General features: G+C 54.8%; 24 protein-coding genes and 5 pseudogenes. 12 read left to right on the forward strand and 17 right to left on the reverse strand.

The features are described from left to right. Nucleotides 1-36 precede the first annotated feature (36 nt). Complete coding sequence (locus HEQ18_RS12580; protein WP_397606276.1) at nucleotides 37-711, reverse strand: hypothetical protein; 675 nt, start codon at nucleotides 709-711, stop codon at nucleotides 37-39. 349 nt (nucleotides 712-1,060) lie between these two features. Further along, a complete protein-coding gene (locus HEQ18_RS12585) occupies nucleotides 1,061-1,237 on the reverse strand; it encodes a hypothetical protein (protein WP_397606275.1) in 177 nt (58 codons plus the stop codon). A 147-nt stretch (nucleotides 1,238-1,384) separates the two neighbouring features. On the opposite strand from HEQ18_RS12585, the gene HEQ18_RS12590 reads away from it, so the two are divergent. After that, nucleotides 1,385-2,236: a hypothetical protein gene (locus tag HEQ18_RS12590; RefSeq protein WP_432814973.1), complete on the forward strand. Its 852-nt coding sequence runs from the start codon at nucleotides 1,385-1,387 to the stop codon at nucleotides 2,234-2,236. 11 nt (nucleotides 2,237-2,247) lie between these two features. Here HEQ18_RS12590 and HEQ18_RS12595 read toward each other — a convergent pair whose 3' ends face one another. From HEQ18_RS12595 to HEQ18_RS12625, 7 genes and pseudogenes are all read right to left on the reverse strand, one after another. Further along, nucleotides 2,248-2,823, reverse strand: coding sequence for a hypothetical protein (locus HEQ18_RS12595; RefSeq protein WP_397606273.1), 576 nt, complete (start codon nucleotides 2,821-2,823; stop codon nucleotides 2,248-2,250). A gap of 157 nt (nucleotides 2,824-2,980) precedes the next feature. Further along, a pseudogene (gene dcd, locus HEQ18_RS12600) lies at nucleotides 2,981-3,124 on the reverse strand (dCTP deaminase); the annotation flags it as partial. Nucleotides 3,125-3,534: 410 nt separating this feature from the next. Continuing rightward, complete coding sequence (locus HEQ18_RS12605; RefSeq protein WP_432814974.1) at nucleotides 3,535-4,911, reverse strand: L-serine ammonia-lyase; 1,377 nt, start codon at nucleotides 4,909-4,911, stop codon at nucleotides 3,535-3,537. A 116-nt stretch (nucleotides 4,912-5,027) separates the two neighbouring features. After that, complete coding sequence (locus tag HEQ18_RS12610; RefSeq protein WP_397602447.1) at nucleotides 5,028-5,783, reverse strand: SDR family NAD(P)-dependent oxidoreductase; 756 nt, start codon at nucleotides 5,781-5,783, stop codon at nucleotides 5,028-5,030. After that, nucleotides 5,780-7,096 carry a histidinol dehydrogenase gene (hisD, locus tag HEQ18_RS12615; protein WP_432814975.1) on the reverse strand — a complete coding sequence of 439 codons (1,317 nt, stop codon included), beginning with the start codon at nucleotides 7,094-7,096 and terminating at the stop codon, nucleotides 5,780-5,782. The genes HEQ18_RS12610 and hisD overlap by 4 nt, the downstream gene beginning before the upstream one ends. A 16-nt stretch (nucleotides 7,097-7,112) precedes the next feature. Next, on the reverse strand, nucleotides 7,113-8,336 hold the full coding sequence (locus HEQ18_RS12620; protein WP_397606270.1) for an MFS transporter: 1,224 nt from the start codon (nucleotides 8,334-8,336) through the stop codon (nucleotides 7,113-7,115). Continuing rightward, entirely contained in the window at nucleotides 8,333-9,310 is a 978-nt protein-coding gene (locus tag HEQ18_RS12625; RefSeq protein ID WP_397606269.1) for an ester cyclase, read from the reverse strand. Before HEQ18_RS12625 ends, HEQ18_RS12620 begins: the two co-directional genes overlap by 4 nt. Before the next feature lie 107 nt (nucleotides 9,311-9,417). Here HEQ18_RS12625 and HEQ18_RS12630 point away from each other — a divergent pair, with 107 nt between their 5' ends. Genes HEQ18_RS12630 through HEQ18_RS12640 form a run of 3 tightly spaced genes read left to right on the forward strand, consistent with a single transcriptional unit; the run spans nucleotide 9,418 to nucleotide 12,130 of the window. Then, a complete protein-coding gene (locus tag HEQ18_RS12630) occupies nucleotides 9,418-10,374 on the forward strand; it encodes a cupin domain-containing protein (RefSeq protein WP_432814976.1) in 957 nt (318 codons plus the stop codon). Continuing rightward, nucleotides 10,371-11,435 carry an ester cyclase gene (locus tag HEQ18_RS12635; RefSeq protein ID WP_432814977.1) on the forward strand — a complete coding sequence of 355 codons (1,065 nt, stop codon included), beginning with the start codon at nucleotides 10,371-10,373 and terminating at the stop codon, nucleotides 11,433-11,435. The genes HEQ18_RS12630 and HEQ18_RS12635 overlap by 4 nt, the downstream gene beginning before the upstream one ends. Next, the gene (locus HEQ18_RS12640) at nucleotides 11,432-12,130 is read left to right on the forward strand and encodes a hypothetical protein (RefSeq protein WP_432814978.1); all 699 of its coding nucleotides are present in this window, start codon (nucleotides 11,432-11,434) and stop codon (nucleotides 12,128-12,130) included. Before HEQ18_RS12635 ends, HEQ18_RS12640 begins: the two co-directional genes overlap by 4 nt. 12 nt (nucleotides 12,131-12,142) lie before the next feature. Here HEQ18_RS12640 and HEQ18_RS12645 read toward each other — a convergent pair. Next, nucleotides 12,143-12,502 (reverse strand): annotated as a pseudogene (locus HEQ18_RS12645) (IS630 family transposase); the annotation flags it as partial. A gap of 384 nt (nucleotides 12,503-12,886) precedes the next feature. After that, a complete protein-coding gene (locus HEQ18_RS12650) occupies nucleotides 12,887-15,517 on the reverse strand; it encodes a TonB-dependent receptor (RefSeq protein ID WP_432814979.1) in 2,631 nt (876 codons plus the stop codon). A gap of 159 nt (nucleotides 15,518-15,676) precedes the next feature. Here HEQ18_RS12650 and HEQ18_RS12655 point away from each other — a divergent pair. The 5 genes and pseudogenes from HEQ18_RS12655 to HEQ18_RS12675 form a co-directional block, all read left to right on the forward strand. Then, nucleotides 15,677-15,841: pseudogene (locus tag HEQ18_RS12655) on the forward strand (LacI family DNA-binding transcriptional regulator); the annotation flags it as partial. 48 nt (nucleotides 15,842-15,889) lie between these two features. After that, nucleotides 15,890-16,699, forward strand: a complete 810-nt coding sequence (locus HEQ18_RS12660) for a substrate-binding domain-containing protein (protein WP_397606134.1) — start codon at nucleotides 15,890-15,892, stop codon at nucleotides 16,697-16,699. Further along, nucleotides 16,699-17,433, forward strand: a complete 735-nt coding sequence (locus HEQ18_RS12665; protein ID WP_397606131.1) for an alpha/beta fold hydrolase — start codon at nucleotides 16,699-16,701, stop codon at nucleotides 17,431-17,433. Before HEQ18_RS12660 ends, HEQ18_RS12665 begins: the two co-directional genes overlap by 1 nt. Continuing rightward, a complete protein-coding gene (locus HEQ18_RS12670) occupies nucleotides 17,433-18,584 on the forward strand; it encodes a cobalamin-independent methionine synthase II family protein (RefSeq protein WP_397606130.1) in 1,152 nt (383 codons plus the stop codon). The genes HEQ18_RS12665 and HEQ18_RS12670 overlap by 1 nt, the downstream gene beginning before the upstream one ends. Then, nucleotides 18,581-19,327 carry an HpcH/HpaI aldolase family protein gene (locus HEQ18_RS12675; protein ID WP_432814980.1) on the forward strand — a complete coding sequence of 249 codons (747 nt, stop codon included), beginning with the start codon at nucleotides 18,581-18,583 and terminating at the stop codon, nucleotides 19,325-19,327. Before HEQ18_RS12670 ends, HEQ18_RS12675 begins: the two co-directional genes overlap by 4 nt. Here the strand turns inward: HEQ18_RS12675 and HEQ18_RS12680 are convergent. Both HEQ18_RS12680 and HEQ18_RS12685 read right to left on the reverse strand, forming a co-directional pair. Then, nucleotides 19,324-19,503: pseudogene (locus tag HEQ18_RS12680) on the reverse strand (IS630 family transposase); the annotation flags it as partial. The gene HEQ18_RS12675 and the pseudogene HEQ18_RS12680 sit on opposite strands and share 4 nt — an antisense overlap. A gap of 74 nt (nucleotides 19,504-19,577) precedes the next feature. Beyond that, a pseudogene (locus HEQ18_RS12685) lies at nucleotides 19,578-19,754 on the reverse strand (IS3 family transposase); the annotation flags it as partial. Between the two features lie 158 nt (nucleotides 19,755-19,912). Here HEQ18_RS12685 and HEQ18_RS12690 point away from each other — a divergent pair. Further along, the gene (locus HEQ18_RS12690; RefSeq protein ID WP_432814981.1) at nucleotides 19,913-20,824 is read left to right on the forward strand and encodes an SDR family oxidoreductase; all 912 of its coding nucleotides are present in this window, start codon (nucleotides 19,913-19,915) and stop codon (nucleotides 20,822-20,824) included. Further along, entirely contained in the window at nucleotides 20,824-21,861 is a 1,038-nt protein-coding gene (locus tag HEQ18_RS12695) for an alkene reductase (protein ID WP_397606127.1), read from the forward strand. The genes HEQ18_RS12690 and HEQ18_RS12695 overlap by 1 nt, the downstream gene beginning before the upstream one ends. A 191-nt stretch (nucleotides 21,862-22,052) precedes the next feature. Here the strand turns inward: HEQ18_RS12695 and dcd (HEQ18_RS12700) are convergent, their stop codons facing one another. The 4 genes from dcd (HEQ18_RS12700) to HEQ18_RS12715 form a co-directional block, all read right to left on the reverse strand. After that, nucleotides 22,053-22,607: a dCTP deaminase gene (gene dcd / locus HEQ18_RS12700; protein ID WP_397606126.1), complete on the reverse strand. Its 555-nt coding sequence runs from the start codon at nucleotides 22,605-22,607 to the stop codon at nucleotides 22,053-22,055. A gap of 102 nt (nucleotides 22,608-22,709) precedes the next feature. After that, the gene (locus tag HEQ18_RS12705) at nucleotides 22,710-23,141 is read right to left on the reverse strand and encodes a cytidine deaminase (RefSeq protein ID WP_432814982.1); all 432 of its coding nucleotides are present in this window, start codon (nucleotides 23,139-23,141) and stop codon (nucleotides 22,710-22,712) included. Next, entirely contained in the window at nucleotides 23,138-23,824 is a 687-nt protein-coding gene (locus tag HEQ18_RS12710) for a glycoside hydrolase family 25 protein (RefSeq protein ID WP_432814983.1), read from the reverse strand. The genes HEQ18_RS12705 and HEQ18_RS12710 overlap by 4 nt, the downstream gene beginning before the upstream one ends. Before the next feature lie 86 nt (nucleotides 23,825-23,910). Continuing rightward, nucleotides 23,911-24,393 carry a UPF0262 family protein gene (locus HEQ18_RS12715; RefSeq protein WP_397579658.1) on the reverse strand — a complete coding sequence of 161 codons (483 nt, stop codon included), beginning with the start codon at nucleotides 24,391-24,393 and terminating at the stop codon, nucleotides 23,911-23,913. Between the two features lie 148 nt (nucleotides 24,394-24,541). Here HEQ18_RS12715 and HEQ18_RS12720 point away from each other — a divergent pair, with 148 nt between their 5' ends. Next, the gene (locus HEQ18_RS12720) at nucleotides 24,542-26,026 is read left to right on the forward strand and encodes a replicative DNA helicase (RefSeq protein WP_432814984.1); all 1,485 of its coding nucleotides are present in this window, start codon (nucleotides 24,542-24,544) and stop codon (nucleotides 26,024-26,026) included. The last annotated feature ends 35 nt before the right edge of the window (nucleotides 26,027-26,061 follow it).

Below are 26,061 nucleotides of genomic sequence, written 5' to 3' on the forward strand. Positions count from 1 at the left end.
ATATAGTCAATGGGTTGGTTGTATCTCAGTTTGAAATCAGGCCGCTGGGACAGGCCTTAGTGAAATAGCCATGGAAACTTTTGACGCAGACGTAAGCCAGTCTGCTACATCGTGACACACCCACCTTACCATTTGAAGCGTCTCTTGATGCCGCTTTGTGGGCGCTTGGTCAAAAATCGCTTTGTGGTGCGCAATACGATTTCGCCATTTTCGGACAATATCAACCCGATTATGCACGTCGTTACGACCTAGCGCCAACGGCAAATTAGGGAATACATCTCTCATACCACGCGGCCACAAAAGTCTATCGAAGCGTTTGGTCAATAAATGCTGCCAAAACCCAAAGGACAACTCTGATACTAAATGATGGCTGGTCATTAGGAGTCCATATCGCGCACGTTCTTGTCGAACAGCCTTTTCAAGGTCTTTGAATAGACGATCAGCTAGCAATTTTCTTAACACTGGCTGATCATACCATTGGTCACCTAAACGCTCTAAGAGCCGCTGATGTATTGCGTTTCGAACAGATACTTCGGCGATGTGCAGGGGAAGGTAAAATGCTTCGCAAAGCGCACAATTCCAAAGAAAAAGCTTAAATGCGTCTTCTCTACTCTGCCCTGCTGCCGGCAGATAACGATCAATCCGATCATCATGCATTGCCGCGACGACTGCAGGGAATTGTGCGGCAGTAGGTTCAATTGCTAGTTGCATGTTAACGCACTTGCGCATATAAGAAAGGCGTGCGCTGTGGAGAGGTTGCGGTATGCCCCTCCCATGGACAAGATCAGAGGGCGGGCTGCTTCGGTAGCGCCGCCCTCAACTTTTTCCCGACCTCTGCTTGTCATGCTACGCTCTTTTTATGTGGTCCACGTAACTTAAGCGCTAGAACTAATTCGTCAATCTTTGCAATTACATCACCACGTGATCAAAGGCGGCCTGTGATGTCCGTAGCAAGCTGGCGACATGCGCAGGTCGTCCGAAAGTGCCATTGGAGAGTGTACCTAGCGGTCGGCGTAGCTGGTTTCGCAGGGTTAAGGGCCCCAGCCCCACAGATCGGTGGTTATGCCACCACTAAGCAGAAACCGAGGTTCGGTGGCCTTGTTGGCTGCTGCGACATGAAGAACCAGAGGATGCAAAACGAATACATCACCTGCGGCTCCGGCGTCCAACCATCATGCCGCACGCGATCAAGAGCGACGGGGGTGAATTCGGGTTCATAGTCTGATATGGTTTTCATGATTGGCTGTATTAACCTATATGGATAATATAGTCAATGAGTTGGTTTGTTTGGTAGAAGAAAGAGGTCGTTTAGCGACATAACGATGTAGCTCGAAGGTTGACATTGGTTTAAGTTCCCCAATCTTCGATTCCAAGGTTTTTGCCAATGAACCGCCTTTTATACTTCTGGAATTTCAAATGCAGGCCAGCTCTCGTGGACGTGTGCGTCAAATGGTCAACTAGGAAGAGCCGCACTATTTGCAGCCCAAGTAACCCCCTAACGATACTCATAAACAATGAGGTTTTTAGTAACGCAGTCACCCATGACTCGGCGTGGATTTCAACAGGCGAACATCAACTCGGCAATTCAGTTATTTCAACAGGCTACAGCGCGCGCGTTCCCGTGCACGATCCGATGAACGATGCCCACGACTATCGCGATTTGAAACACCTTGCTGGAATTGCGCACCTAGCCAAAACAGGATCTCTGAGGCTGCGCACTTCCGCGCACCTGCTTGCGGAGCGGTACTACCAGCCCAGTGGGCGATTTAGAGGTTACGGCTATGAGGATTTGAATTTATTGGGGCGTGTAGAACTTGAGCCCATCGACGCTTGGTTGCCATCTGAACTTGATGGCGGCCAATCGTCATGGCCTTACACGCGCGAAAGCCTGCCTGAACACATCGAAAGGATCGGAGATGATCGCTATCGTCAACTGCGAGACTGTTTAGGTCCAAAAAATAGCCAAGACGCGTGGCACATTCGCACTGCGGAAAAGTATGGCGCATTTTGTTTTTTGACGATGGATTATTCATTGTTGAAGGCGATTGAAAGCCAAAAGGGGCACGCTGCAATAAAGTCCCTAGCAACCAGAGTTTGGACTCCGAGGCAACTTGGCAATTATCTGCGACTATCCGAAATTTCGCCGGTCTTGATGAGCTATCATGATGGAGACGCCCCTGTTCGCAGGGATATTCATATGCCGAACCAAGAGCGTGCTAAATACCCAAGGCGTTGACAGCAAAGCCTCTATTCTAACAATAGTCGGTCGGATAGAGCCGCCCGGTTTGCATGGCCTTGTTGCACACGGTCTAACGTCCATAAGCAGCCGCACTGCCCAACTTTATCGCAGCCTGACAGCGGAAAAAGAACTGCCTCGCTGACTCTCACCGGCACACTGCTTAAACGATTTGCGTTTTCACAAGGGCCAGCGGCCATGTTGGATGGCGATGCCCGAAGTGTTTGGTCAGGCCCCATTGCGGCCAGCAACTTATGAACGTCCCTTCGGCTACACAGTGCACTGGAAATGCTTGTGGCGATAATGACGGCGGACTCGGAAGGGTCCAACAACCCTTCATCGTTGAGCGTTTCGTAAAACTGCCGGGAAATTTTGATGTTGGTGCGTATGCCCAAAAGTTGAAGCTGGCCTTTGGTAAGGATGTCACCTCTCATTCTCAACATCTTGTATGTGACGAATTCATCGGGATGCCGAGCGAAAGACTCGATGTAGAACGCAGCAACGTCCGGCGTTCGGATGACTAACCCAGACATAGCAAGGCCGTAAATAATGGCTTCTTCTTTGGCGCATCCTGCTAGCATCATCAATCGTTAGACCACCGTAGTGTCAGTACCAAACAGATTTTCTATCGCCTCGGAAGCAACGCACCGAGGTACACGGGCGTTACGCTACGGCGATTTTCGAGCATCTTCATCCAATACCTGACTTCCCCTCCCAACAACTTCCAACCCTTCAACCCCCCAATCACAACTTCGGCAATGTCACCCCGCGCTGGCCCATATATTTGCCTGCGCGGTCGGCGTAGCTGGTTTCGCAGGGCTGCTCGCTTTTTAGGAATAGGAACTGGCAGGCGCCTTCATTGGCGCAGATTTTGGCGGGCAAACCATGACCGTTTTCGTATCATAGCTTTTGCAAAGCGCACAGTCCTCTGTGGGTGGCTCCCGCGTTGCAAGCATAAAATGATGAACTGGCCTTTGGTCGGGTGCAGTCGTCTGTCCGGCCTGTTTGTGCAGTCGGTATAGACTGCTGGCCCTGATGGGGGCCACGAGCAAGGTCCAATCGGCTTTGCAGGCTGTTGCGCCTAGGACTGTCATTGGGTTGTCCTTGGTCCCGGTCCGACCGGTTGTGCCATCACATCACTTCGCTCTCACAACTTCGGTAAGCTGATCTCTTCAGCTAAGCTGTTAATCCATCACGCCGCAAGTACCGGTACGTGGCCGGGCCGGAAGACTTCACCGTGCGCCACCACAATACAAAATGCCGCGCTCGCTATGATGCCCCCATCAAAACTGTGACGGTCAACACGCGATGACGTTTACCGCTAATCCCCCTTGGCTGGTTTCTTTATATCGCGAAGACATGTCCATGCCAGTTTGTCGCATTGTCTCAATCACTTGATCGAGCGACACTTTGGGGCGCTCTTCGCTATGCAGCGCTAGCCGCGCAGCGTTGACTGCCTTGACTGCGCCTAGCGCATTTCGCTCGATACATGGGATCTGGACCAGCCCGCCTACTGGGTCGCACGTAAGGCCAAGATTGTGTTCCATGCCAATTTCCGCTGCGCTTGCGACTTGGGAGGGGGTTCCGCCCCATATGGCGGCGAGACCTGCCGCTGCAATGGAACAAGCAACGCCCACTTCTCCCTGACAGCCCATTTCTGCGCCAGAAATTGAAGCACGCATTTTGTAAAGAAGCGCGATACCACCTGCAGTGGCTAAAAAACGCTGCGCGACCTCCGGAGCTTGACCATCGTTGCAGCAGTAATATTTCATGACCGACGGCAAAATGCCCGCAGCCCCATTGGTAGGCGCCGTAACGACGCGACCGCCCGACGCATTTTCCTCATTAACCGCAAGCGCGTACACATTCAGCCAATCCAATAAACGTTCAGGCTCATTGGCTCCTATGCCGCAATTTAACCTTGCAAGGACTTCAGGCGCGCGTCGACGAACGTTCAAGCCGCCAGGCAGCGTCCCTCCGGTGTTCAAGCCGCGATCAATGCAACCGAGCATTGCCAATACTATCGCATCGAGCCCAGCCAGCGTAGTTGCCCGACGCCGAAAACTATCTTCGTTTTCAAGCACAATCTGTTCGATGGTAAGACCCGTATCTGCGCAAATTTCAAGTAACTCCGCCCCCGAGCTATAGGCATATTTGCCCTTTCCCGCTGCGCTTATGGTGTCGTCCGGCGCTGACAAACTAAGCTGCTTTTCGGTTGCAAAGAATCCCCCGCCGGTAGAATAATAATATTCTTCAATTAGTTGGGTGCCTGTTGCCGAATAAGCCCTAAGTGCCATACCGTTTGGATGGAGCTTTGGAATGACGTTCGTGTCGAGTAAAATATCGCGCCTTTTGTCAAAATCGACCGATATATCGGGTTTCAGCAAAAGGCGCCGCGTCTGCGTGACATCATCCAATATCGATGCGATAGCATCAGGGTCGATCCGCGAAGGTCGGTATCCCATGAGCCCGAGTATCACAGCATCGATGGAGCCATGCCCAACGCCGGTAAGTGCTAGCGATCCCTGCAGCGTCACTTCGATCCGGGAAACATCCGTCAGCCGCGCAGTTTTCGACAACTTTTCGACGAACCGCCGGGCGATCCGCATCGGCCCGACGGTGTGCGAACTCGATGGTCCTATGCCAATGCGAAATAGATCAAGGATTGAGATCAAGTATGAGTAACCTTCTGGAGCGTGGATTTCGGGATTTTTCCGAAAACATAATGGAGCTTCACTTACTTACAAACCCGGCAAAACAAAACACTGTGATCAATGTCATTCGGAATGTCTCAGTCCGCCGTCCAACCGCCGTCGATGACCAAGCTGGTGCCTGTCATCAATGCCGATGCGTCCGAAGCAAGAAACAGGATTGCTCCCATCACATCTTCTACCTGACCGACGCGACCGAGTTTGATTTTGGACAGGACATGCGCCTTAAATGCCGGGTCATCAAAATATGGCTTAGTGAGCGGCGTTTCTATGAAGGTCGGCGCTATGGTATTGCTGCGGATGCCGTGGCTTGCCAGATCGAGAGCGAAAGCCTTGTTCATCCCTTCCAGCGCCCATTTTGATCCGCAATACAGGCTTCGATTTGGTCCACCGACATGGCCCATCTGGCTGCCCATATGGATTAGCGAGCCTTGAGCAGTTTCGGCGATCATCTTGTGCACGCAGGCTTGCGCTACAAAGAAGGCCGACTTGACGTTGAGATCATATACCGCGTGATAATCTTCTTCGCTCACATCCCACATTGGCTTGGGCCGATTGGTGCCCGCGTTGTTGACGAGAATGTTGAAGGCTGGACGGGCGGCGAAAAATGCTTTCACGGCCATGATGTCTGACACGTCCAAAACAGCAGCGGTTGCAGTTGGGCCAATCATCGCAGCGGCTTCTTCTACTTCGGACGCCGTGCGAGAGACAAGCGTTACGTCGGCTCCGGCCTGACCCAGTGCTGCCGCTGCGGCAAGGCCAATGCCCCGCCCAGCGCCAGTCACGATAGCACGACGACCGTCGAGACTTAGGCTGGGGGTGATGGGAAGTGTCAAGCGGCCTCCGCCTTACCAGCATAAGGCACATTCTTGCCGCCATAGCGCCGCACGCGGATGTTGGCTTGCTCACCATGGCCCGCAAAGCCCTCAAGCGCGCACAGTCGCGAGCAATATTCACCGATCATCGTCGAAGCTTCATCGGTCAAGACACGCTGATAGGTGCAGGTCTTGAGGAACTTGCCGACCCACAGTCCGCCGGTATAGCGCGCCGCTTTTTTGGTGGGGAGCGTATGGTTGGTACCAATAACCTTGTCACCATAGCTCACATTGGTACGGTTGCCGAGAAACAGCGCGCCGTAGTTGGTCATGTGCTTGAGGAAATAATCGGGGTCTGCGGTCATCACTTGCACATGCTCTGAGGCGATCTCATCTGCGATGCGAACCATTTCCGCGTCATCCTGTGCGACGATAACTTCGCCAAAGCTCTCCCATGCGCGCCGGGCTATATCAGCGGTCGGAAGGATGGTCAGCAGGCGTTCTATTTCTTGCATTGTCTCCTCAGCAAGTTTGCGTGACGTGGTGAGCAGGACCGCAGGAGAGTCCGGACCATGTTCGGCTTGACCCAAAAGGTCTGTTGCCGCCAGTTCCCCGTCACAACCGATCTCGTCGCAGATAACGAGCGTCTCGGTCGGTCCAGCAAACAGATCAATTCCGACGCGCCCAAACAACTGTCGCTTGGCCTCCGCGACAAAGGCGTTGCCGGGACCGACCAGGATATCAACTGGGGCCATAGACGCCGTGCCGATAGCCATCGCGCCGATCGCCTGAACCCCGCCGAGCGCGTAAATCTCGTCGGCGCCCGCCATTGCTTGAGCGGCCACAATTGCGGGCGCAAACTTTCCTTGAAAGGGCGGCGCGCATGTCGCGACGCGTTTGACGCCTGCAACCTTAGCGGTAATCACCGACATATGGGCAGAGGCGAGCAATGGATATTTCCCACCCGGAACATAGCAGCCTGCCGCATTCACTGGCACATGCGTGTGGCCGAGGACAACGCCGGGCAGCGTTTCAACCTCGACGTTTTTCATCGAGTCCCGCTGGATCTGCGCGAAGTTGCGCACCTGGGTTTGCGCGAATTCGATATCCTTCAAATCCTGACCCGATAGCTGATCGATACAATCCTGAATTTCAGACTGCGTGAGTTGATAGGATTCGCGATCCCAGCCATCGAACTTTATCGAAAGCTCGCGCACGGCATCATCACCGCGTGCTTCTATGTCGGCTAGGATGCCTTCCACTATGTCGCGCACCTTGCGGTCGGAGTTGGCCTTTGCCTCAATTGTTGCTCCGCGTTTCAGCCATTCAGCCATTATAATCTCCGTTCATTCAAATGTTGACTTTGCGACCGACAGTTTCCGGCATGCGAAACCAGATCACGGCGGCGAGTAGGAAGGCGACCGAGGCGAGGCTCATCACCGGAGCGCGCCCGAAACTCTCCGCAAGCGGTGCGGTGATGAGCGGTGCGGTCATGCTGATTACGCGGCCCCAATTGAAGATCGAGGCTGCGGTCGACCGCAGATGCGGCGGATACAGCTCTGACAACCAAGGGCCCCAGATCGCACTGCATGAGAGCATGATGCCATATGTGAAGCCGGTGAGCTCAAGCAGTCCGATTGGCATGGGCACAAACAAATAGACCGGGATCAGTGCGGCCGCGACAACAAATCCCCAGGCCGCGATCCGCCGTCCGAAGCGGTCGCTGATAAAGCCCCAGACAAGCCCACCAATGGCTGCTCCAATGAACTGCCAGCCAAGCACGTCACCGACTATCGTATCGGGAATCGCACGGTCTTCCTTCAGATAGGTTGAGGCCCAGCCAGTAAAGGCCTGATAGGCGAAAAAGTTGAGACCGGTCATGGTCGCGAGCAGAATTGTCTGGCGGGCAACCCCGGGCTTGAAAAGCTCGGCAATGGGCAGAGTGGCCTTGGCGGTTGTTTCGTCTTCTGTCTTGCCATCCATCGGAATGAAGTTGCGGTCGTCCGGGATCACAAAAAATGCGAAAAGGGCAAGCATCACAGGTACTGCGCCTGCCCACAGGAGGACAGTCCAGTCATAGCCTGCGCGGAAGGCCGCTGCCGACAGAAAGCCAAGCGCGGCTACTGCGACATTATAGGTGCCCAGCACAAAGCCAGCGATGACGCCGCGCACGTCGCGGGCGAACAGGCCGGAATAGATACCGACCGCAATCGGGAACATCGCCCCCATGAAGAAGCCAAGGCCGATTCGCTGAAACATCAGGCCCGTATAAGAGGAGACCAGCAGGGCCGAGAGTAGCCCGCAACCGTAGCCGATCATCGAGATGACGAGCGCATTCCGCCGTCCGATCTTGTCTGCAATCTGGCCCATGACAACCGCGCCAACAATCGCTCCAACCGACTGAAGCGTGTAGGATGAGCCAGCTTGCAAATCAGTGAGGTTCAGACTCTCTTTGATGTAAGGCCGCAGAATATCGACGGTATTCCAAGACCAGGCGTAAAAGAAATAGGCAACGAGTAGGAATGCTAATGCGCAAAACCGGCGCGTCTTTGAGAAATCGTGAGCGCGGATCATGGTATTTGCCTTTCCCAATTCGGCAAGAGGTCAATTCCGAACTGGGCGATGAGATCAACCATATCGATGAACACCCAATTTTCGACGAGCATGTCGCCCTCGCGCCGCCAATAATCCATGATCCGTTGGGTAATGCGTTTTCCCGTTGCAGGAATTCCGATCCAGTCATCACCCAAATGGGTCGCGTTGATGCTTGGCCAGCCGGTGGAGGCCACATAAGCGCCTTCGCCGATGCGGCATTTGTGATTGCCGCCGATCCTGTCCGGAAATGCTTTGAGAAACGGCCCTTGGTGCGCGCGCTCATAATCGGCGTGCCCGCGCGCACTGCCGATGCCGCCCGGGCCATACCATTGGAATTGGGGTGTCCAGAACCGTCGCATCCCCATGCTGGCCAGGGATTTGCCGTCATAGGACATCAATCCTGCGATCATTGCCTCGACCAGTTTGAGGCTTCTGTCCGACTCTGCGTCATCTGCGGGTTGCAGGATGATGCCGTCTTGCGTTGCAGGTGCCGGGGACCAGCTTTCTCCAAGCTGCGGACGGAGCGGCCATTGGTTTGTTTCAATCATCAACCGTGTCAGATCGAGCAGCACATAGCTCTCGACAACCTGATCGCCCTCTATCCGGTCGAACCAGCCATAGCGGATGAAATGGGGTCGCCCGCTCGCCTTCAGGCCGTAAAGGTCATTCTGAAAATGGCCCACGAAGTTGCCCGTTGTTGTGATCCACTGACCGTCCTTGAACTGGCCACTCAGCATTATGTCGGTCCGGCGTTCCAGATCAGGAAATGCACGCACCAAAGGCTGCCAAAAGCGTTCAATGATCGCGTCACGCCCCGCGCAATAATCGACCGGTGCCCCTGCATTGAAATTGCAGTCTTTGGCATACAGCCGATCAGTCAGCAGATGATAGGACTCCGCAATATCACGGTGGCCGTTCACCACATTCCAGTAAGCGATTTTATCGAGCGTCATTCGGATCCCCTTGCATCCTTATATTGACTTCGAATGCAATGGACGTAAACCACTAATTCAAGCAAGAGATCAGATCGTCGAAAATCGACGCAAATGTGGGATGTTCAATGGCCGAGTTGCAGACGCGTTTAACGGATTGGACCGTCGAATCGCTGGAAGCCCGCGCAGTGCGCTATGGTGACCTCATTCCGTGCTACAACGCCTTCATCGACTGCCGGACGCCGGGGTCGGAGGCGAAGGAAAACTTCACGATCATCGGTCCCGGCGTGTCTGAAAATCCGGCTCAGCATGTTCATATTGCAGAGCCGCATGGCTATAATATCGGGGGTGCGCGGCAACCACCTGGATGCGTCAATTCGCAGCATAGTCATGACACTGCAGAGGTTTTTGTCGTTCACAGCGGCCATTGGCGTTTCGATCTTGGTGAGCATGGCGATGATGCGCAGGTTGAACTTCACCCCGGCGATGTTATTTCGATTCCGACACGCATGTTTCGCGGTTTTACGGCAACGCAGCCTGACGATGATGGTAAGCCGGGCTTCTTATGGGCGGTCCTCGGGCAGGATAATCCCGGCCGGGTGACCTGGGCACCAAAGGTCTTTGAAATGGCGAAAGATTATGGGCTTATTCTGCTGGAAAATGGATCGCTGGTCGACACTGCCGCCGGCGAAAAGATTCCAGAAAATGTAGCGCCGATGCAGCCGACATCTGCCCAAGAAGCCAGCAGCCTGATCTCGGTCAATGCGAATTCTGCTGAAACCATTGTTTGGCGCAATCAGGCGATTGTAGGTAGCGACGTCTTATCCGTCATTGGCCCTGATGCGCCACTGGATTGGGACCATGGCTTTAATGTGGACCGGATTGCCATTGCACCCGGCGAAGGCATGGACTGGGACGGTAGTGGTGCCAAGGAAGTGTTGTTCATTGATCGCGGGTCGATCGACTTGGAATGCACCGATGGCCTGCTTCACTTAAAACAAGGTGATACAATTAGCTTGCCAGCAGGCCTTGCGCGCCGCGCCTCCACGCAGGACGGCGTCGTGGCTTTTCTGGTGTATCCATGACAGCCATCCCCAATGTTGGCGGGCGCGACATCGCCCAGATATTGGAACCGCAAGGAAGCCCGCGTCAGCATATCCCGGGCTTCGATCCAGAATATGCCGATATTGTCGACTATATCCTGCGCTGCACCCACCGGATTTGGGAGCAGAAGGATGTCGGCCTGATCGCCACGCATTATGGCAGCGACATTGTTGTGCATATGATGACTGGCCCGGCATTTGGCATGGATGGGGTGATTGCCGGCACGTCGCGCACTTTGTCGGCTTTCCCGGACCGGACCTTGACCGGCGAGGCCGTTATTTGGTCAGATGAAAGCGCCAAGCACGGACGGGGCGCCTATCTTTCGTCGCACCGGATTACATCTACCGCGACCAATCTCGGCACGTCCGAACTTGGCCCAGCAACAGGCAAACGGATCACCTTCACAACCATTGCTGATTGCCTGTGCAAAGAAAATCTGATCATCGAAGAATGGTTGGTCCGCGATTATAGCGCGATGGCGTTACAGCTGGGATATAACCCCCGCGCCGTTGCCCAAATTCATGCCGCAGCGGATAAAGCAAAAGGGCCGCCAACTGATTGGCGCAAAGATGCAATAAAGCGGGTGAACGATGCGCCAGTCACCGCCTTTACCAATAATGCGCTTCCCAATCCGCAGCATGACCCGCACGCGTTTGCCCATGCGCTGTTTGATCAGCTTATCGGCCATCGACGATATGGTCGGGTTCGTGAGGCCTATTCTCCCGCCGCGCACTGGAGCGGCCCCGGCAGTCGTCGTCTATTTGGCTGGGGAGAGGTTACCGGTTGGTTCACCGCCCTGATTGGCAGTTTTGGTGATGCGCGTTTCCACATCCAGCATGTCGCAGCAGTCGATGACATGATCGCGGTCCGCTGGGAACTCGCGGGCACACATGACGGCGGCGCACTTTATGGCGCAGCGACGGGAGAGCCGATTTACATTCTTGCCGTCACCCATTGGCGCATTGAACATGGCGTTATAGTCGATGAGGTGACGGTGTTCGATGAAGTTGCCCTGATGCGGCAGATGGAAGGTGGACTTTGACAATTTTGGCCGACCTTGAAATCGCGCTGCGGCGGGACCGTGCCTATGCGCAACTGGCTGACAGCCATGTTCATCGGGCAACCCGCGAGGATAGCTTGTCTCTAATCAAGGGCCGCGATGCCATCACTGCAGCATGGGTTAACGAAGACGCGGCGGAAATTACGATTACAGCCGATCTAGACGAGATGATCGCCTATAAAGTGAAGGGCGGGAACTGCCACCGCTGGGTCTGGCGCGAAGAAGGCCGGATCTTGCGTGAGATAGTGGTTGAAGATCGCGGCGCACCCAAAGTTGCACCTCCCGTCCACCCGCCTTTGGGTGAACTTCGCCCCGCCCAGGGTCAATATGCAGCAGGCGACACAGCCATCTTACCGCCGGGTTTCCCGGAAGACGCCCGCGAAATTGCCAACTGGCTTCACCAAGCATGGAACGGCCGCGCCTTCAATCTCTATGACCGCACATGGCTTCCCGCCCTTATCCGCGCGTTACCGGACGCGACCTTCTATTTTGAACATGCGATTGTTGGTGATCAACAAATCGCAATCCTGTGGCGCGTGCACGGCCACCACGCGAGCGGTCAACGCGTGCGCTTGATCGGGAGCAGCGTGTTTACTGGCGATGCGGATGATACCGTAATCGATCACGCGGCGATGGCGGCGCAGATTGAACGCGGGCTGATTGATTATGGAAGTTAGGGTCTTTCTGACTTAAATTGAGGCATATCCAGCTTCGCGGATATAGTTGGCGCATTCGCTGGGCGGGAACCGATCGAGCAGTTTGCCGATGCGCCGCCAAGTTGCCTCGACGGAGCGCTCATTGGCCTTTCTCAGGAGCCTTTTGAGTTTGGAGAACATCTCCTCGATCGGGTTCAGGAACTGCTCGACCCATGCGGTGAAGGTTTCGCCATTGATCGGGCCGTCGAGGACGCACGGAGCGACGATGCCGTCGTGCCGCAGCCCGGCGATGAAGGTCAGCGTTTTCCAGTGCCCATGCGGCACCTTGTCGATCAGCACCTCGCCGCGCGTAGCCCAGCCGTGGGTGCGCGTCATGCTGGCCTCCTCACCAGTAGCCAACTTGAATCACAGTTCTGCCTGAGTGGCAATCCCCCTCGATTCACTCAACCGCAGAAAGACTCTAAAAGCTGCCGTCCGTTCACCCATTCGGGCTCGAAATATGTTGGCAGCAACTGGGGCTCTATTGGTGGTTAGCAGACCTTCGTTCATCCGCTACGTCAATGGCAGCTTCGCGCTCAGTTTCGGTCATTCGAGGCGCTGTCCGAACCCGATAAAAGCAGGCGTTTGTTCACCGCTGGCTCAGTGCTGCCTTCGAGCCATTTCGGATATAGGTAAACAAAGGCTGGGCGCGCCTGATACTATATTCAAACCTCAGCCGACAGAACGAAAAAGGGCAGAGCCGAAGCCCCGCCCTTTTTCGCTACAAATCGCGAAGGCTCAGAATTTGAAGCTTGCCCGCGCACCCCACAGCCGGGGAGGAGCGTAGCTTGCTTGCATCGCACCGCCGCCGCCCCAAACGAAACGGGTTGAAGTCACCTTGTCCGTCAGGTTGGTCACAAAGCCCTGGATCGAGACATTTTCGTTATAGTCCCATGTCAAGCGGAGGTCGATTTTGTTGAACGCCGCCTGCTTCTCGAGGATCGAGTTAAATGGTTGTCCAAAGAAGCTGCTGGAGAAGTTGATCGAGGCATAAGGCGTCAATGTGCCGGCGCTGCCCAGATCAATTTCATAGGATGCGTAAACTGCTCCCGTGAATTCGGGTGAATAGGGAATGCGGTTTCCGCTGATATCACATCCATAAGCTGCAGCAGGTTGCCCGGCTCCGCCCGTGCCAGCGACCAGGCCGCAATTATAGCCAGGGGCAAATAAACGGCGCTGACCAGCGGGTGCAATCGTCACGCCGTTTACAATCGTCGGGGTCAATGCTGTCGCATCAGCCACAACTATTGTCGTACCAAATGGCGCAGGTACGTCGCGATATTCAGTATATTTTGCGTTCAGATAGGCAAAGGTTCCACCGATTTGCAGCGCATCGACTGGCTGCCAGATCAGCTCGGCTTCTGCACCATAGGATCGCGCCTTGCCGCTGTTTTCGATGATCGATAATGTTGTGGCGCCAACCGGGACCTGACGCTGTTCCTGAAGTCCCTTATAGTTGTTGTAAAAAGCCGCGAGGTTAATCTGGATCGTGTTATCGGCAAATCGGTTTTTGGAACCGATTTCATAAGCAATCACGGTTTCGGGGTTAAAAGTTGGTTGCAATGCCGCCGGTCCTTGGCCCGAGTTGAATCCACCAGAGCGGAAGCCGGTCGATACTGACGCGTACATCAGATTGTCATCGCTCAGCTGATAATCCAGACCTGCCCGCCATGTGGTCTTGTTGAATTTTTTGGTATCGTAGGTCGCACCCGTCAGTATCGTTGTGTTTGATGCAAGGCATTGGAAACCGGAACGCGGCGGCGGGAATGACGTATAGGTGCAATTGGTTGTGCCGCCTTGAACGCCAAAGGCGCTGTCCGGAATGGGCCCCGTACGCAACGTGATGGCTGTTCCCTGCGGCACGGGCGGCGTTCCTGCAGTTGGAAGAATTGCGTTCGCGTTGGCAAAGGCAAAGTCTTTCTTGTCACTGGTGTGCCGGATGCCAGCTGTAAATTTCAGCTGCTCTGTTATAGCATAGCTCGCCTGGGCGTAAGCGGCATAGGATTCGGTCTCCGCTTTCTGCTGGTCATAAAATCCGCCGCCATTTGCTGCCAGATTGAGGTTTGGCGTCACGTTGCGGATGATGCGCGGATATTGCTCGTTGATAAAGATACCGGTCAGCTTGTCCTTGAAATAATAGGCACCCAAAACATAGGTCAGCGCGCTTCCAGTGTCGCTGGAAAGCAATTGCAGTTCCTGACTGAATGTCTTTGCGCGCGTATCCTGAAAATCGACACCGATCTGATTTGCCGAAAAGTCGGTATCAGAGGTCCGGATCGCACCGAAATCGGTATAGCCAGTGATGGACTTCAGGGTGACCGAGCCGAAATCATAAGCCAGATTTGCTGTCCAAGCCTTGTTTTCCAAGTCCAATATGGTCTTTTGGTCAGTATCGATGGTGTAAGGATCGCCAGCGGCAAAAATAGGAACGCCAAGGTCGCTCGTTGCAACAGCTGACCCGGGAAGAGCATCGTTTACACCGTCGCGGTTGCCGCCTCGAGTGTTCAGGCCGAACACTGGGGTCGCATTGTAAAGTTGCTGACGGCTGGCGACGTCAAAATAGCTTCCCGCCAGTTTATAGCCAAAAGCCGATCCGCCAGCACCAACCCGGCGTGAGTAATCAAACTTAATCAGCGCGCTGAACGCGTCGTTCGGCTGCAGCAACAATGACCCACGGACATAGCGGTTGTCGTCGTCAAACAGGTTGTTGCCTAGCGGATTGACGTTTTTCACATAGCCGTCGGATTTTTCGTACGAACCAGCGATGCGTAGCGCCACGGTATCACTGAGCGCAGCGTTGACAAAAGCATCGGAGCGAAAGCGGCCATTCTCGCCAACGGTAAGGTCCATGCCACCAAAATAGCCCTCAAACGAAGGTTTAGCAGATGAAATAACGATGTTGCCGCCAAAGGTGTTGCGGCCATAAAGGGTGCCCTGAGGACCACGCTGAACTTCGACCCGTTCGATATCGACAAATCCGGTCGTCGCCTGCGATGCGCGCGACTGATAGACGCCGTCAATGAAGAAGCCGATCGTGGTGTCACCATTCACACCAACATTTTCGGTCCGGACACCGCGAATTGCTGGACGCGCGTCAGACCCAGAACGACCGAATGTAAAACCGGGAACTTGGCCTTCAAGCCGTGAGATATCAGTTGTACCGCGCGCCGCCATTTGCTCGGCAGTAAAGGCGGAAACCGATATCGGAACATCCTGAAGATTTTCTTCGCGGCGCTGCGCCGTTACGATGATTTCTTCGATGCCGGCATTTTCCGCCTCAGCCGTCTGTTGCGCCATTGCGGGCGCTGGCAAAAGTAGCGCGATCATCGGCGCTGCGGTCAACATCAGGCTGAGCTTGGTCTTGGTCACGGCAATTTCTCCCCATTTTTAATGCTTGTCGTAAAAAACTCTTATTGTTGAACGCGAAGTTGACTGCGAATGCAAGCTGAAAGTGACTGCGAATGCAAAAGTGGACAATGCGATGTAATTAAGCCACAACTGCCTGCAACGGGATTGAGGAACGACCTAATGACCAGCGCGTCGCACGAACGATCAAAGGGCCGAGCTACATCCTATGATGTCGCGCGACATGCAGGCGTTTCGCAGTCAGCGGTATCTCGTTGTTTTAAAAAAGGCGCGTCGGTCGCGCCGCGGACGCGAGAAAAGATATTGGCGTCTGCAAGGGCGCTGAATTACTATCCCAATGCCATAGCGCAGGGGTTGATCACAAAGCGGTCCAACATGGTCGCAATCATTATCTCCAGTCTAACGAACCTCTATTACCCCGAAGTGCTCTCGGAACTTACCCAACGGCTTTCGGTAAAGGGCATCCGCGTGCTGCTGTTTAGTCTGGCTGCGGAGTCCGAGGTGGATGATGTCCTTGACCAAGTCTGGCGTTACCGTGTGGATGGCGCAATAGTGGCCGCACGACTCAATCCAGGCCAGTTGGCCGCCTTTGCAGATCGCGGTGTGCCAGTGGTTCTGTACAACCGGATTGGCGAAGGGCTTCCTGCCGCCAGCGTCTGCTGCGATTCGACCAGTGGAGAACATGCACTTGTCGAGGGACTGGTAGAAGCGGGACATAGGCAGTTCGGGATCATAGCCGGTCCCTCTGACAGCTATGTCGGCGAGGAACGCGTTCAGGCGGCGCAGAAGCGATTGAGTCAACTTGGCCGGGAAGCAGTCATCGTCCGAGGCAATTACGATTATGAAAGTGGCGATACCTGCTTGCGCGAACTGATGAAGATCACGCGTCGAAAGCTTGATGCTCTGATCTGCGCCAATGATCTGATGGCGATAGGCGCAATTGACTGCGCGCGGATCAATTTCGAAATGGATGTCCCTCGGGAACTGTCAATCGTTGGTTTTGACGGTGTCGGCCCGGCCAAATGGCTTGCCTATCAAGTCACAACCGTACGCCAACCCGTGCGACGGATGACCGAAGCAGCGGTTTCCATGCTGATTGAACGGATCGAGCAGCCCGGAATTCTGCCAGAGCAACGGCTATTCGCGGGTGAATTGCTACCCGGACAGTCTGCGCGGTTAGGTTAATGTTACCACAGACTATCCTACTTCCTGGCAATATGTGCGACCTGCGGCTTTGGCGCGGTGGTGACGAAGCCATCATCAAAACATTGGCTGATCACCGGCTGAGTCCTGTTTTTTATGCCGATTTGACGCAGGATAACAATATCGCCGCAATGGCCGAGCGCGCGCTATCCGCAACCCAAGGTCCGTTGCTGCCGATTGGCTTTTCGATGGGCGCTATTGTTGCAGTCGAAATGGCGGTGCGGGCACCCGAAAGGGTCGCCGGGCTTGTGCTGGCGGGCTACAATGCGACAGCTGATTTACCGGAACGTGCCGCACATCGCCCTGTTCAACAGGCCGAGGTACGCGCTGGTGGAATGGAAAGGGTGTTGGTCGAAGAATTGAAACCCAATTATCTTGCCGCACAAAATCGTACCGACGAGGCGCTGCTGGAATTGCTGCGCGACATGGGGATGGGCCTTGGCGCGGATGTATTCATCCGTCAAAGCGAGGCGCTGCGCTTGCGCGAAGATCGGCGCGCTGCGATTGCCGCGTTTGATGTTCCAGTGCTTTATATGTGCGGCGCAGAAGATGCGTTATGCCCACCCGCTTGGCATCGCAACTGGGCGGATCAGACCAGCAATGCCCGTTTTGAAGAAATTTCCGACGCAGGCCATATGGTGCCGCTTGAAGCGCCCACCAAGTTCTCTGAAATACTCGATCATTGGCTCACACAAAATAGAGAGGAATTTGCCTGATGGCTGATCGCATATTAACGACACATGTCGGCTCACTGCCGCGTTCTGCCGCCGTGACAGACCTCGTCTTTGCACAGGAACGCGGAGAGACAGTGGACGCAGCAACTTTCAACAGCGTCATCGGCGCAGCGGTGGATGATGCCGTCAAACGTCAGGTGGAAAGTGGCGTAGACCTTGTTTCTGACGGCGAGATGTCGAAGATCAGCTACGCCACCTATATCAAGGACCGGATTACGGGTTTTGATGGCGACAGCCCGCGCACGCCGCCCAAGGATCTGGAAATGTTCCCAAGCTTTCTGGAGCGGCAGTCGAAAGGCGGGGGAACACCCACCTATCGCCGTCCCAAATGTGTGGGCCCTATTGCCTTAAAAACACTAGCGCCGCTCGAAGATGATTTGGCGCATATGAAGGCGGCTATGGCGGCATATCGACCTGTTGGTGGCTTCATGAACTCCGCTTCGCCAGGCGTTATCGCGCTGTTCCAGCCCAACGAATATTACCCAACACAAGACGCGTATCTGGAAGCATTGGCAGAGGCAATGCGGCCCGAATATGAAGCCATTGTCGCCGCTGGACTCTACCTGCAACTTGACAGTCCTGATTTGGGCCTTGGCCGACACATGATGTATAAGGACCGCAGCGACGCTGAATATCTCAAATTGATCGGTGGGCATGTCGAGGCGCTTAATCACGCGCTGCGCAATGTGCCAGCGGACCGTGTTCGGATGCATGTATGTTGGGGCAATTATGAAGGTCCGCATTGTTGCGATGTGGAGATGGGTGTCATTCTGCCAACGCTGATGGCCGCAAAACCTGCCGCTTTGCTGTTTGAAACATCGAACCCACGCCATGCCGCGGACTGGAATTATTTTGTCGAAATGGCGGACATCATCCCGGACGACAAAGTTTTGGTCCCCGGCGTGATCGACAGCACCACAAATTTTGTAGAGCATCCCCGCGTGGTCGCAGAACGCATCGAGCGTTATGCCAATATTCTCGGCCGCGAGCGCGTCATTGCAGGCACGGATTGTGGCTTTTCGACCTTTGCAGGGTTCGGCGTGGTCGATCCGGAGATTGTCTGGGCCAAGCTGAAGACATTGGCCGAGGGTGCAGAGTTGGCGAGCCGGAAATTATGGAAACAGGCAGCATGAGCTTTCGCGAACGCTTAGTAGACGGCGAACTGCTCAGTGGGACATGGGTGAAGACCCCGCATCCGCATGTGGTGGAGGTGTTGGCGTTCTCACCACTCGACGTGCTGGTGCTTGATGCCGAACATGCGCCGTTTGATCGGGGCGGCCTTGATCAATGCATATTGGCAGCGCGCGCAGGCGGAAAACCTGTTCTTGTGCGCCCGCCATCGTCGGCACATGAGCAAATCTTGAACGCGCTTGATCTTGGTGCAGATGGCGTGATCCTGCCGCATATCCGGACCGCAGAGGAAGCCGCCAACGCCGTCAAAGCCTGCCACTACACCACCGGCGGGCGCGGCTACGCCGGAAGCTCTAGGGCAGCCGGCTACACCACCAAAGGCATGGCCAAACACCGTGCTGATGCAAAACATGTGGTCGTCATCGCGCAGATCGAGGATGTCGAAGGCGTCGACAATATCAATGCCATCGCGGCGGTAGAGGGCATCGACGCCCTGTTCATCGGCCGCGCCGACCTGACTATCGCCTATGCTGCTGAAACCCCTGACGATGCCGTGGTGGTGGAAGCAGTAGACCGCATCGTTGCAGCGGGCAAAGCGGCGGGGCGGACAACCGGAATGTTCCTGGGCCGCGTCGCAGATGTCCCACAGTGGCGGGACAAGGGAGCGAGCTTGTTTATTTTAGGGTCTGACCATGACTTTTTGTTGCAAGGTGCAGCGCGGTTGGCAGAAGCGGTTAAGGCCTAGTCACCTGAATCCGAAGTTCGGCTCATTGTTTTTTGGCAGAAGCGTCTGACGGAGGCGAGGATTTCGTCTGCGGATTTGACCCATTTGTATGGCGTTGGATTTTTGTTGTGTGCCTTGATGAAAGCGCAGATATCCGCCTCCAGTTCCGCCGTGGACCGATGGACACCGCGTTGCACTGAACAAAATGGCCTCAAACCGCGAAGGTGGATTTAAGTGGTCCTGACCCCAGCAGTCTGCGGTGGTTGAACCAGTCTACCTCGGCCTTCTTCATCCACTCGCGTAGTGTCTGGACCGCGCAGCCGATTTTATCAGCAACCGATACAATCGCTGCCCAGCGTGAGGGGTAACCGCTCTCGTGGTCCAAAACCATGCGCACCGCACGACGGGTGCACACCTCCGGTGAAAATTTGCCCATTGTCTTGTTCATATTAAGCCCTTCTGCTGAGCAGTGAGGGCCTCCGACAATCCCGGGGCGGTTCAATCAGGTCAAATGTGAATATGTTTTAAAAATTGATAACGACAATTGTTTGAAATACATTCCTATGTTAGAATTTCAAAATGTAGAATAGTGAGTGGTAGAGAGTTATGAAGCCCAAAAAAATTCTGGTGACCGGCGGAAAGGGAATGCTTGGTAGTTCAGTAGCGAAGATGTCTTCGCTTTTCCCGCGCTTCGAAGTGCGGGCTTTAGGGCGTGACGAATTGGACGTGACAGACGAAGATGCGGTTATGGCACATGCCGACTGGCTTCAAGATGGATGGATTTTTCACTGCGCGGCAAAAGTAACTGTCGAAGGGTGCGCGCGCGATCCGGAAAATGCCCGCGCCGTTATCGTCGGTGGCACTCGCAATGTGGCGAGGCTTGCTGAAAAATCCGGTGCCCGGCTTCTATATCCCCAGTCTTTTCTTGTTTTCGATGCTGCCACTTGCCCCATTCCGGAAGATGCGCAACCAAAGCCACTGTCGTTATATGGGAATCTCAAATATGAAGCGGAGAATATTGTTGCCGCAATGCTCCCCAATCCGCTGATAATTCGCATGGCAGGCTTTTTCGGTGGCGAGGCTGCAGACAAAAATTTTGTAGGCCGCATAATTCCTGTGATGCATCAAGCGATGATGGATGGCCAGAAGAGCTTTGATGTCGGGGATAGGATATGGCAGCCCACATGGACCGATGATTTGGCCTACAACGCCGTCCATATGATGGACCTTAATGCAACTGGGTATTATCAGATGGCCTGCTTGGGGAGCGCGAGCTTCGCTGAACTTGCCCGCGAAATTGTTTCCGCGCTTGGTTGGAATGAGCGGCTTTCTATTAACACGGTAAGCGCTGCTGCGGTGTCCGGCGACGAACTTGGCAAACGGCCGGACGCAGCCATATTGAGTTGCAAAAGACTTGAGGATGACGGCATGAACCTGCAACGGTCATGGAAAGCCAGTCTGCAAGCCTATTTGCGGCACCCTTACTTTGATGCCTATCGTATAGAGAGCAAACTTTAATGTCATCCCTACTTAAAAAACTGGAAAGCGACTACTTCATTCCACTACGCAACAGGGTCGTGATGTCGGCGATGAGTCGTGGCTTCGCTACGCCGGATCATCACGCAACCGATGATATGTGCACCTATTATGCTCGGCGTGCCAAAGGCGGGGCGGGACTTATCCTAACCGAAGGGACAATTATACACAAAAGCGGAGACGGCTGGAACCAAGCGCCGTATATCTCCAGCGATGCCCATGCCGAGAGCTGGAGGCCGATAGTTGATGCGGTACATGAAGCAGGCGGCGCAATTGCTTGCCAGTTATGGCATTGTGGCCGCATTTCGCATTCGGACTACACGGGAGACGCGCCGGTCAGTTCAACCAATCAGGCTGCTGCAGGCATAAACCGCCAGAACGGCAAACCCTATGGTGAACCACGGGCGCTTGAGGCGACTGAAATGCCGACCATTTATGGCTATTATGTTGACGCCGCAAAGCGCTCCATCGATGTGGGGTTTGATGCCGTCGAATTGCACATCGGCCATGGTTATCTGGCTGACCAGTTTTTAGACGCACGGGTCAATGATAGGACCGATGACTATGGGGGCTCTGTTGAAAACCGCTGCCGCTTTGCGCTAGAACTAGTTACCGAGGTTCTCAAAAACGTACCATCGAACCGGGTGCTTGCGCGGATATCACCATCGCGTTTCATGGGTGGCATTTATGAATGGCCTGATATTGATGAAATGCTGGAATATTTTATCCCGCAATTGTGGCATCTGGGTTTGCGCTCCATTGATGTAAGCTGCGCAAATTCAGACTATTTCGAGACATCGGGGAAGATAATTCGCAAAATCCGTCCGAACTGGCCCGGCATCATTATGGGCGGCGCATCCTTGACGCAGGAACAGGCTGAAGCTGAACTAGATGGAGGCTTTCTCGACTTGGTCACTTGGGGACGGCTTTTCATGGCGAACCCCGATCTGGTGGAAAAGATGGAGAGCGGCACGCCTTGGACTCCCTATGAGGACGCCATGCGAGAGGTACTGAGCTAGAGCGGCGCATTGAAAATGTGAATCATGGTATGATTAGGAATCCTTTTTGAATTACGGTGATGTTGTGGACGGCGCACTGTTGAGTTGATTCGGGCTTTCCGAACCTTCAGGGTGTGATTGTCAAAGATCCACCACCCGAGCCATCCACAACATCACCGTAATTCCAACCACCTAAGTCTTTAAACCCCCAATCACAACTTCGGCAATGTTACCCCGCGCTGGCCCATATATTTGCCTGCACGGTCGGCGTAGCTGGTTTCGCAGGGCTGCTCGCCTTTTAGGAACAGGAACTGGCATGCGCCTTCATTGGCGTAGATTTTGGCGGGCAGGGGCGTTGTGTTGCTGAACTCCAGCGTTACATGTCCTTCCCAGCCGGGTTCCAATGGCGTGACGTTGACGATGATGCCGCAGCGGGCATAAGTGCTTTTGCCAAGGCAGATGACCAGAACATCGCGCGGCACGCGGAAATATTCGACGGTGCGGGCCAAGGCAAAGCTGTTGGGCGGAATGATGCAGACATCGGTCTTGCGGTCCACAAAGCTTTTCGGGTCAAAATCCTTGGGGTCAACGACGGAGCTGTCGACATTGGTGAAAATCTTGAATTCATCGGCTACGCGGGCGTCATAACCATAAGAAGACAGGCCATAGCTGATGCAGCCGTCACGGCGCTGCGCCTCCACAAAGGGTTCAATCATGCCGGTCGCTTGGGCCTGTTCGCGGATCCAGATGTCGGACAATATGGACATAATCACTCCCTGTTAACCGAACCGCTTTTGCCAATTTGCGATGCGCGTGCAAGTGTTCGGCACGAAAAAATTGTGCGTATCTCGCGCGCCCCAAAAAGCGGTTTACTTCAAGCTGGCCGGACCAAAGCCGTGCGGCAGTAATTCGGACAAACGATATGTCGCATAGCCCGTCGCGTGGGCGCAGTGCACCGGAATGTCGGTTTGGGTGAGGTCGGCCACTTCCTTGATAATCTGACGACATCGACCGCAGGGCGTGATCGGGTCTGCGCCAGTTCCGACTTGTCCGGCCAAGCCGCCCGCGACGGCAATTTCGCGGATCGCGCGTAACTGGCCGTCGCTATTGGCTTTAGCAATCGCCACGGTTTCGGCGCATAATGTCATGCCATAGCTGGCATTTTCAAAGTTGCTGCCGGTCACAATCTGGCCATTGTCGAGCAGCAACGCCGCGCCCACATGAAAGTTGGAATAAGGCGCATAAGCGGTCTTGGCCGCGTCGATCGCGGCTTGGACCAGGCGCGTGGTGGTCGCGTTCATTTGCGCACCACGACCCAGCGCACCGCGCCGTCGATGCCGCTTACGCGACGTTGGCTATTGGCGGTCCACATGACCCAGGGCCTTGCGGAATAATCGGGCGAAATGCCGTTGCCTTCAAGCCAGATGTTGCGGTCAATCGACTTGCTCACTTGATATTCCTCTTCGAAGTCCGGCGTTAGTAACAGGATTGCCGGGGTGCCGCTATGCGCCTCAATCTGGTTTAAGAAGGTCGCCAATTCCGCCAAAATCAAGGCCCGGTTCGGGCGGCTGTTGCAGCCTTCGGAAAAATCCATTTGCACCGCAGGGGGCAGCGCGCGGTCGTTGCGGGGCACGCTGGTGATAAACATCGTCGCCTGTTCGGACGCCGAACGGCACAGGTCATAATGATGCAGCGCGCCAAAGCGAATGCCCGCCTCCTGCACCGCCGCCAGATTGGCCTGAAACTGCGGATCGCGGCCGCGTGCGCCCTCGACGGCGGTGATATAAGCGAAATCGACGCCCGTTGCGCCCAATTCCGACCATTGGGGTTGGCCGTTGCTTTCGTTCGCGATGATGCCCTGCACGGGATAGCTATTGCGCGATGGTGCCCAGCCGGTGACATAGCTCCACAGCCCAAAGCCCATAAAAGCTATACCCAGCAGGGGCACGCCCCAGCGGATCAATTTGCGATTTCGCCTTGGCATGCAACCCCGTTTAACGCTTTTGATTCGGCTATATTACTAGGCGCTCTGTCCTTGCGAAGTCGAGAGGTGTTGTGATGCGTTGGACGCTACGCCTTGATGTGTAACACGCAGATCAGCGTAAACAGGCGACGGGCGGTGGCAAAATCTACTTCCACCTTACCGTCAAGCCGCTCCATCAACAGCTCGGCCGCCTCATTATGTACCCCGCGCCGTGCCATATCGATGGTCTCAATTTCCGCCGCGCTGGCCTTGCGAATGGCTTGGTAATAGCTGTCGCAAATAGCGAAATAATCCTTAACCGTGCGCCGAAACCGGCCAAGGCCCAACACCAAGGTTTCGTGCGGCGTCCCGTCTTCACGGCGGATATCGAGGATGAGGCGGCCTTCAGCGACGCTGATGCTCAAATGATATGGCCCCGCATAGCCGTCGCCCATATCGCGCAGCGGTTTGAAGAAATTGTCTTCAATCAGGTCGAAAATGGCGACGCGGCGTTCCTGTTCGATATCGGCGTTGCGCCGCAAGATCGTTACTTCGTCCAATTCAACTTTGATGATGCGCGGGTCCGCCATACAGGCTGTGTTAGCTTCAGATATTTTTGGGGCAAGGGGTTAACGAGATACTGGCAAATGCGTTGTGCAAAATATTGTCCACAGCCATATCCCCGCACTTCTTTTTTGCGCCCCTTGCGCACCGGGACGTGGTAAAGGATAGGGAGCCATGGCCGAACTCATCAGACTTGCCGCAGCGAACGAAGCTGAACCCCAACGCTTGCCGCGCAATATTGAGGCGGAGGCCGCGTTTTTGGGCGCCATCCTCATAGATAATCGCGTGATTGAGGATGTCTCGATCAAGCTGCAACCGGACCATTTTTTTGAACCCCTGCACGGACGGATTTTTGAACATATTCTGCGCCTGATTGACCGCAACATGCTGGTCACGCCGGTCACGCTGAAGCCGTTTTTTGAAGCCGACGAATCGATGCGTGAACTGGGCGGGCCGGGTTATTTGATCAAACTCACAGCCGATGGCGCAGGCTTGATTGGCGCGCGCGACTTTGCCCAGCAGATTTACGATTTGGCACTGCTGCGCGAGCTTGTGACGGTGGGCCGGACTTTGGTCGACAATGCGCTGGACACCAGTGAAAGCGTAGATCCCAAGGGGCAGATTGAAGCGGCGGAAAGCGCGCTGTATAAAGTCGCCGAGGGCGAAGGCGAAACTGGCTCAATGAAGAGCTTCCTGACCGCATCGACCGAGGCCATCCGCAATGTCGAAAAGGCGCTTAATTCGGGCGGCAGCCTTTCGGGTATCACCACCGGCCTCAACAGCATCAACACCAAATGCGGCGGCTTGCACAATTCCGACCTTGTGATTTTGGCCGGACGTCCCGGCATGGGTAAGACATCATTGGCTACCAATATTGCGTTCAATGCCGCACGGCGCTGGGTCCGCGAGCGTGAAGATGGCATTGAAGAGTCCAAGGGCTCCGGTGCAAAAGTCGCCTTTTTCAGCCTCGAAATGTCCGCCGACCAGTTGGCAACACGTATCTTGGCCGAACAATCGGGGATTAGTTCTGAATTGCTGCGTATGGGTAAAATTTCCCGTGAAGACTTCCGCGAGCTGTCGCGCGCGTCCCGCGAATTGCAGGAATTACCGCTTTTCATTGACGATACGCCCGCGCTAACGATTGCCGCATTGCGGACCCGGGCCCGGCGGTTGCAGCGGCGGCACGGAATCGGCCTGATCGTTGTGGACTATTTGCAGCTCTTGCAAGGCTCAAGCCGCGCGAACGACAACCGCGTCAATGAAATTTCTGAGATCAGCCGGGGTTTGAAAACACTGGCGAAAGAATTGAGCATACCCGTCGTTGCGCTGTCGCAGCTTAGCCGTGCGGTCGAACAGCGCGAAGACAAGACGCCGATGTTGTCCGATTTGCGCGAGTCCGGTTCAATCGAGCAGGATGCCGATATGGTATGGTTCGTTTACCGCGAAGATTATTATGAGCTGATGAAAAAACCCGATGAGGGCACACCCGCATTTGAGGCCTGGAACGAAAAAATGGAGCGGATTCACGGTATTGCGGAATTGATTATCTCCAAGCAACGCCATGGCTCGACAGGGCGTGTGCGGATGAAGTTCGAAGCCAAGATTACGCGTTTTAGCGACTTGGCCGATGACCAATATGCCGATGCGGGATATGATTGAGGCGCGTTTGGAACGAAGGTTCATCTAAACAAACC

Origin of the sequence: Sphingorhabdus sp., assembly GCF_050921905.1 — a bacterium.
GTDB lineage: Bacteria > Pseudomonadota > Alphaproteobacteria > Sphingomonadales > Sphingomonadaceae > Sphingorhabdus_B.

Excerpts from the sequence above, each read along its gene's own strand:
- HEQ18_RS12665 (WP_397606131.1), top strand. The coding sequence starts at position 16,699 with ATGTTACCACAGACTATCCTACTTCCTGGCAATATGTGCGACCTGCGG.
- HEQ18_RS12720 (WP_432814984.1), top strand. The coding sequence starts at position 24,542 with ATGGCCGAACTCATCAGACTTGCCGCAGCGAACGAAGCTGAACCCCAA.
- HEQ18_RS12690 (WP_432814981.1), top strand. The coding sequence starts at position 19,913 with ATGAAGCCCAAAAAAATTCTGGTGACCGGCGGAAAGGGAATGCTTGGT.
- HEQ18_RS12630 (WP_432814976.1), top strand. The coding sequence starts at position 9,418 with ATGGCCGAGTTGCAGACGCGTTTAACGGATTGGACCGTCGAATCGCTG.
- dcd (WP_397606126.1), bottom strand. The coding sequence starts at position 22,607 with ATGTCCATATTGTCCGACATCTGGATCCGCGAACAGGCCCAAGCGACC.
- HEQ18_RS12585 (WP_397606275.1), bottom strand. The coding sequence starts at position 1,237 with ATGAAAACCATATCAGACTATGAACCCGAATTCACCCCCGTCGCTCTT.
- HEQ18_RS12705 (WP_432814982.1), bottom strand. The coding sequence starts at position 23,141 with ATGAACGCGACCACCACGCGCCTGGTCCAAGCCGCGATCGACGCGGCC.
- HEQ18_RS12695 (WP_397606127.1), top strand. The coding sequence starts at position 20,824 with ATGTCATCCCTACTTAAAAAACTGGAAAGCGACTACTTCATTCCACTA.
- HEQ18_RS12620 (WP_397606270.1), bottom strand. The coding sequence starts at position 8,336 with ATGATCCGCGCTCACGATTTCTCAAAGACGCGCCGGTTTTGCGCATTA.
- HEQ18_RS12590 (WP_432814973.1), top strand. The coding sequence starts at position 1,385 with ATGAACCGCCTTTTATACTTCTGGAATTTCAAATGCAGGCCAGCTCTC.
- HEQ18_RS12675 (WP_432814980.1), top strand. The coding sequence starts at position 18,581 with ATGAGCTTTCGCGAACGCTTAGTAGACGGCGAACTGCTCAGTGGGACA.
- HEQ18_RS12625 (WP_397606269.1), bottom strand. The coding sequence starts at position 9,310 with ATGACGCTCGATAAAATCGCTTACTGGAATGTGGTGAACGGCCACCGT.
- HEQ18_RS12635 (WP_432814977.1), top strand. The coding sequence starts at position 10,371 with ATGACAGCCATCCCCAATGTTGGCGGGCGCGACATCGCCCAGATATTG.
- HEQ18_RS12715 (WP_397579658.1), bottom strand. The coding sequence starts at position 24,393 with ATGGCGGACCCGCGCATCATCAAAGTTGAATTGGACGAAGTAACGATC.
- HEQ18_RS12580 (WP_397606276.1), bottom strand. The coding sequence starts at position 711 with ATGCAACTAGCAATTGAACCTACTGCCGCACAATTCCCTGCAGTCGTC.
- HEQ18_RS12710 (WP_432814983.1), bottom strand. The coding sequence starts at position 23,824 with ATGCCAAGGCGAAATCGCAAATTGATCCGCTGGGGCGTGCCCCTGCTG.
- HEQ18_RS12670 (WP_397606130.1), top strand. The coding sequence starts at position 17,433 with ATGGCTGATCGCATATTAACGACACATGTCGGCTCACTGCCGCGTTCT.
- hisD (WP_432814975.1), bottom strand. The coding sequence starts at position 7,096 with ATGGCTGAATGGCTGAAACGCGGAGCAACAATTGAGGCAAAGGCCAAC.
- HEQ18_RS12660 (WP_397606134.1), top strand. The coding sequence starts at position 15,890 with ATGGTCGCAATCATTATCTCCAGTCTAACGAACCTCTATTACCCCGAA.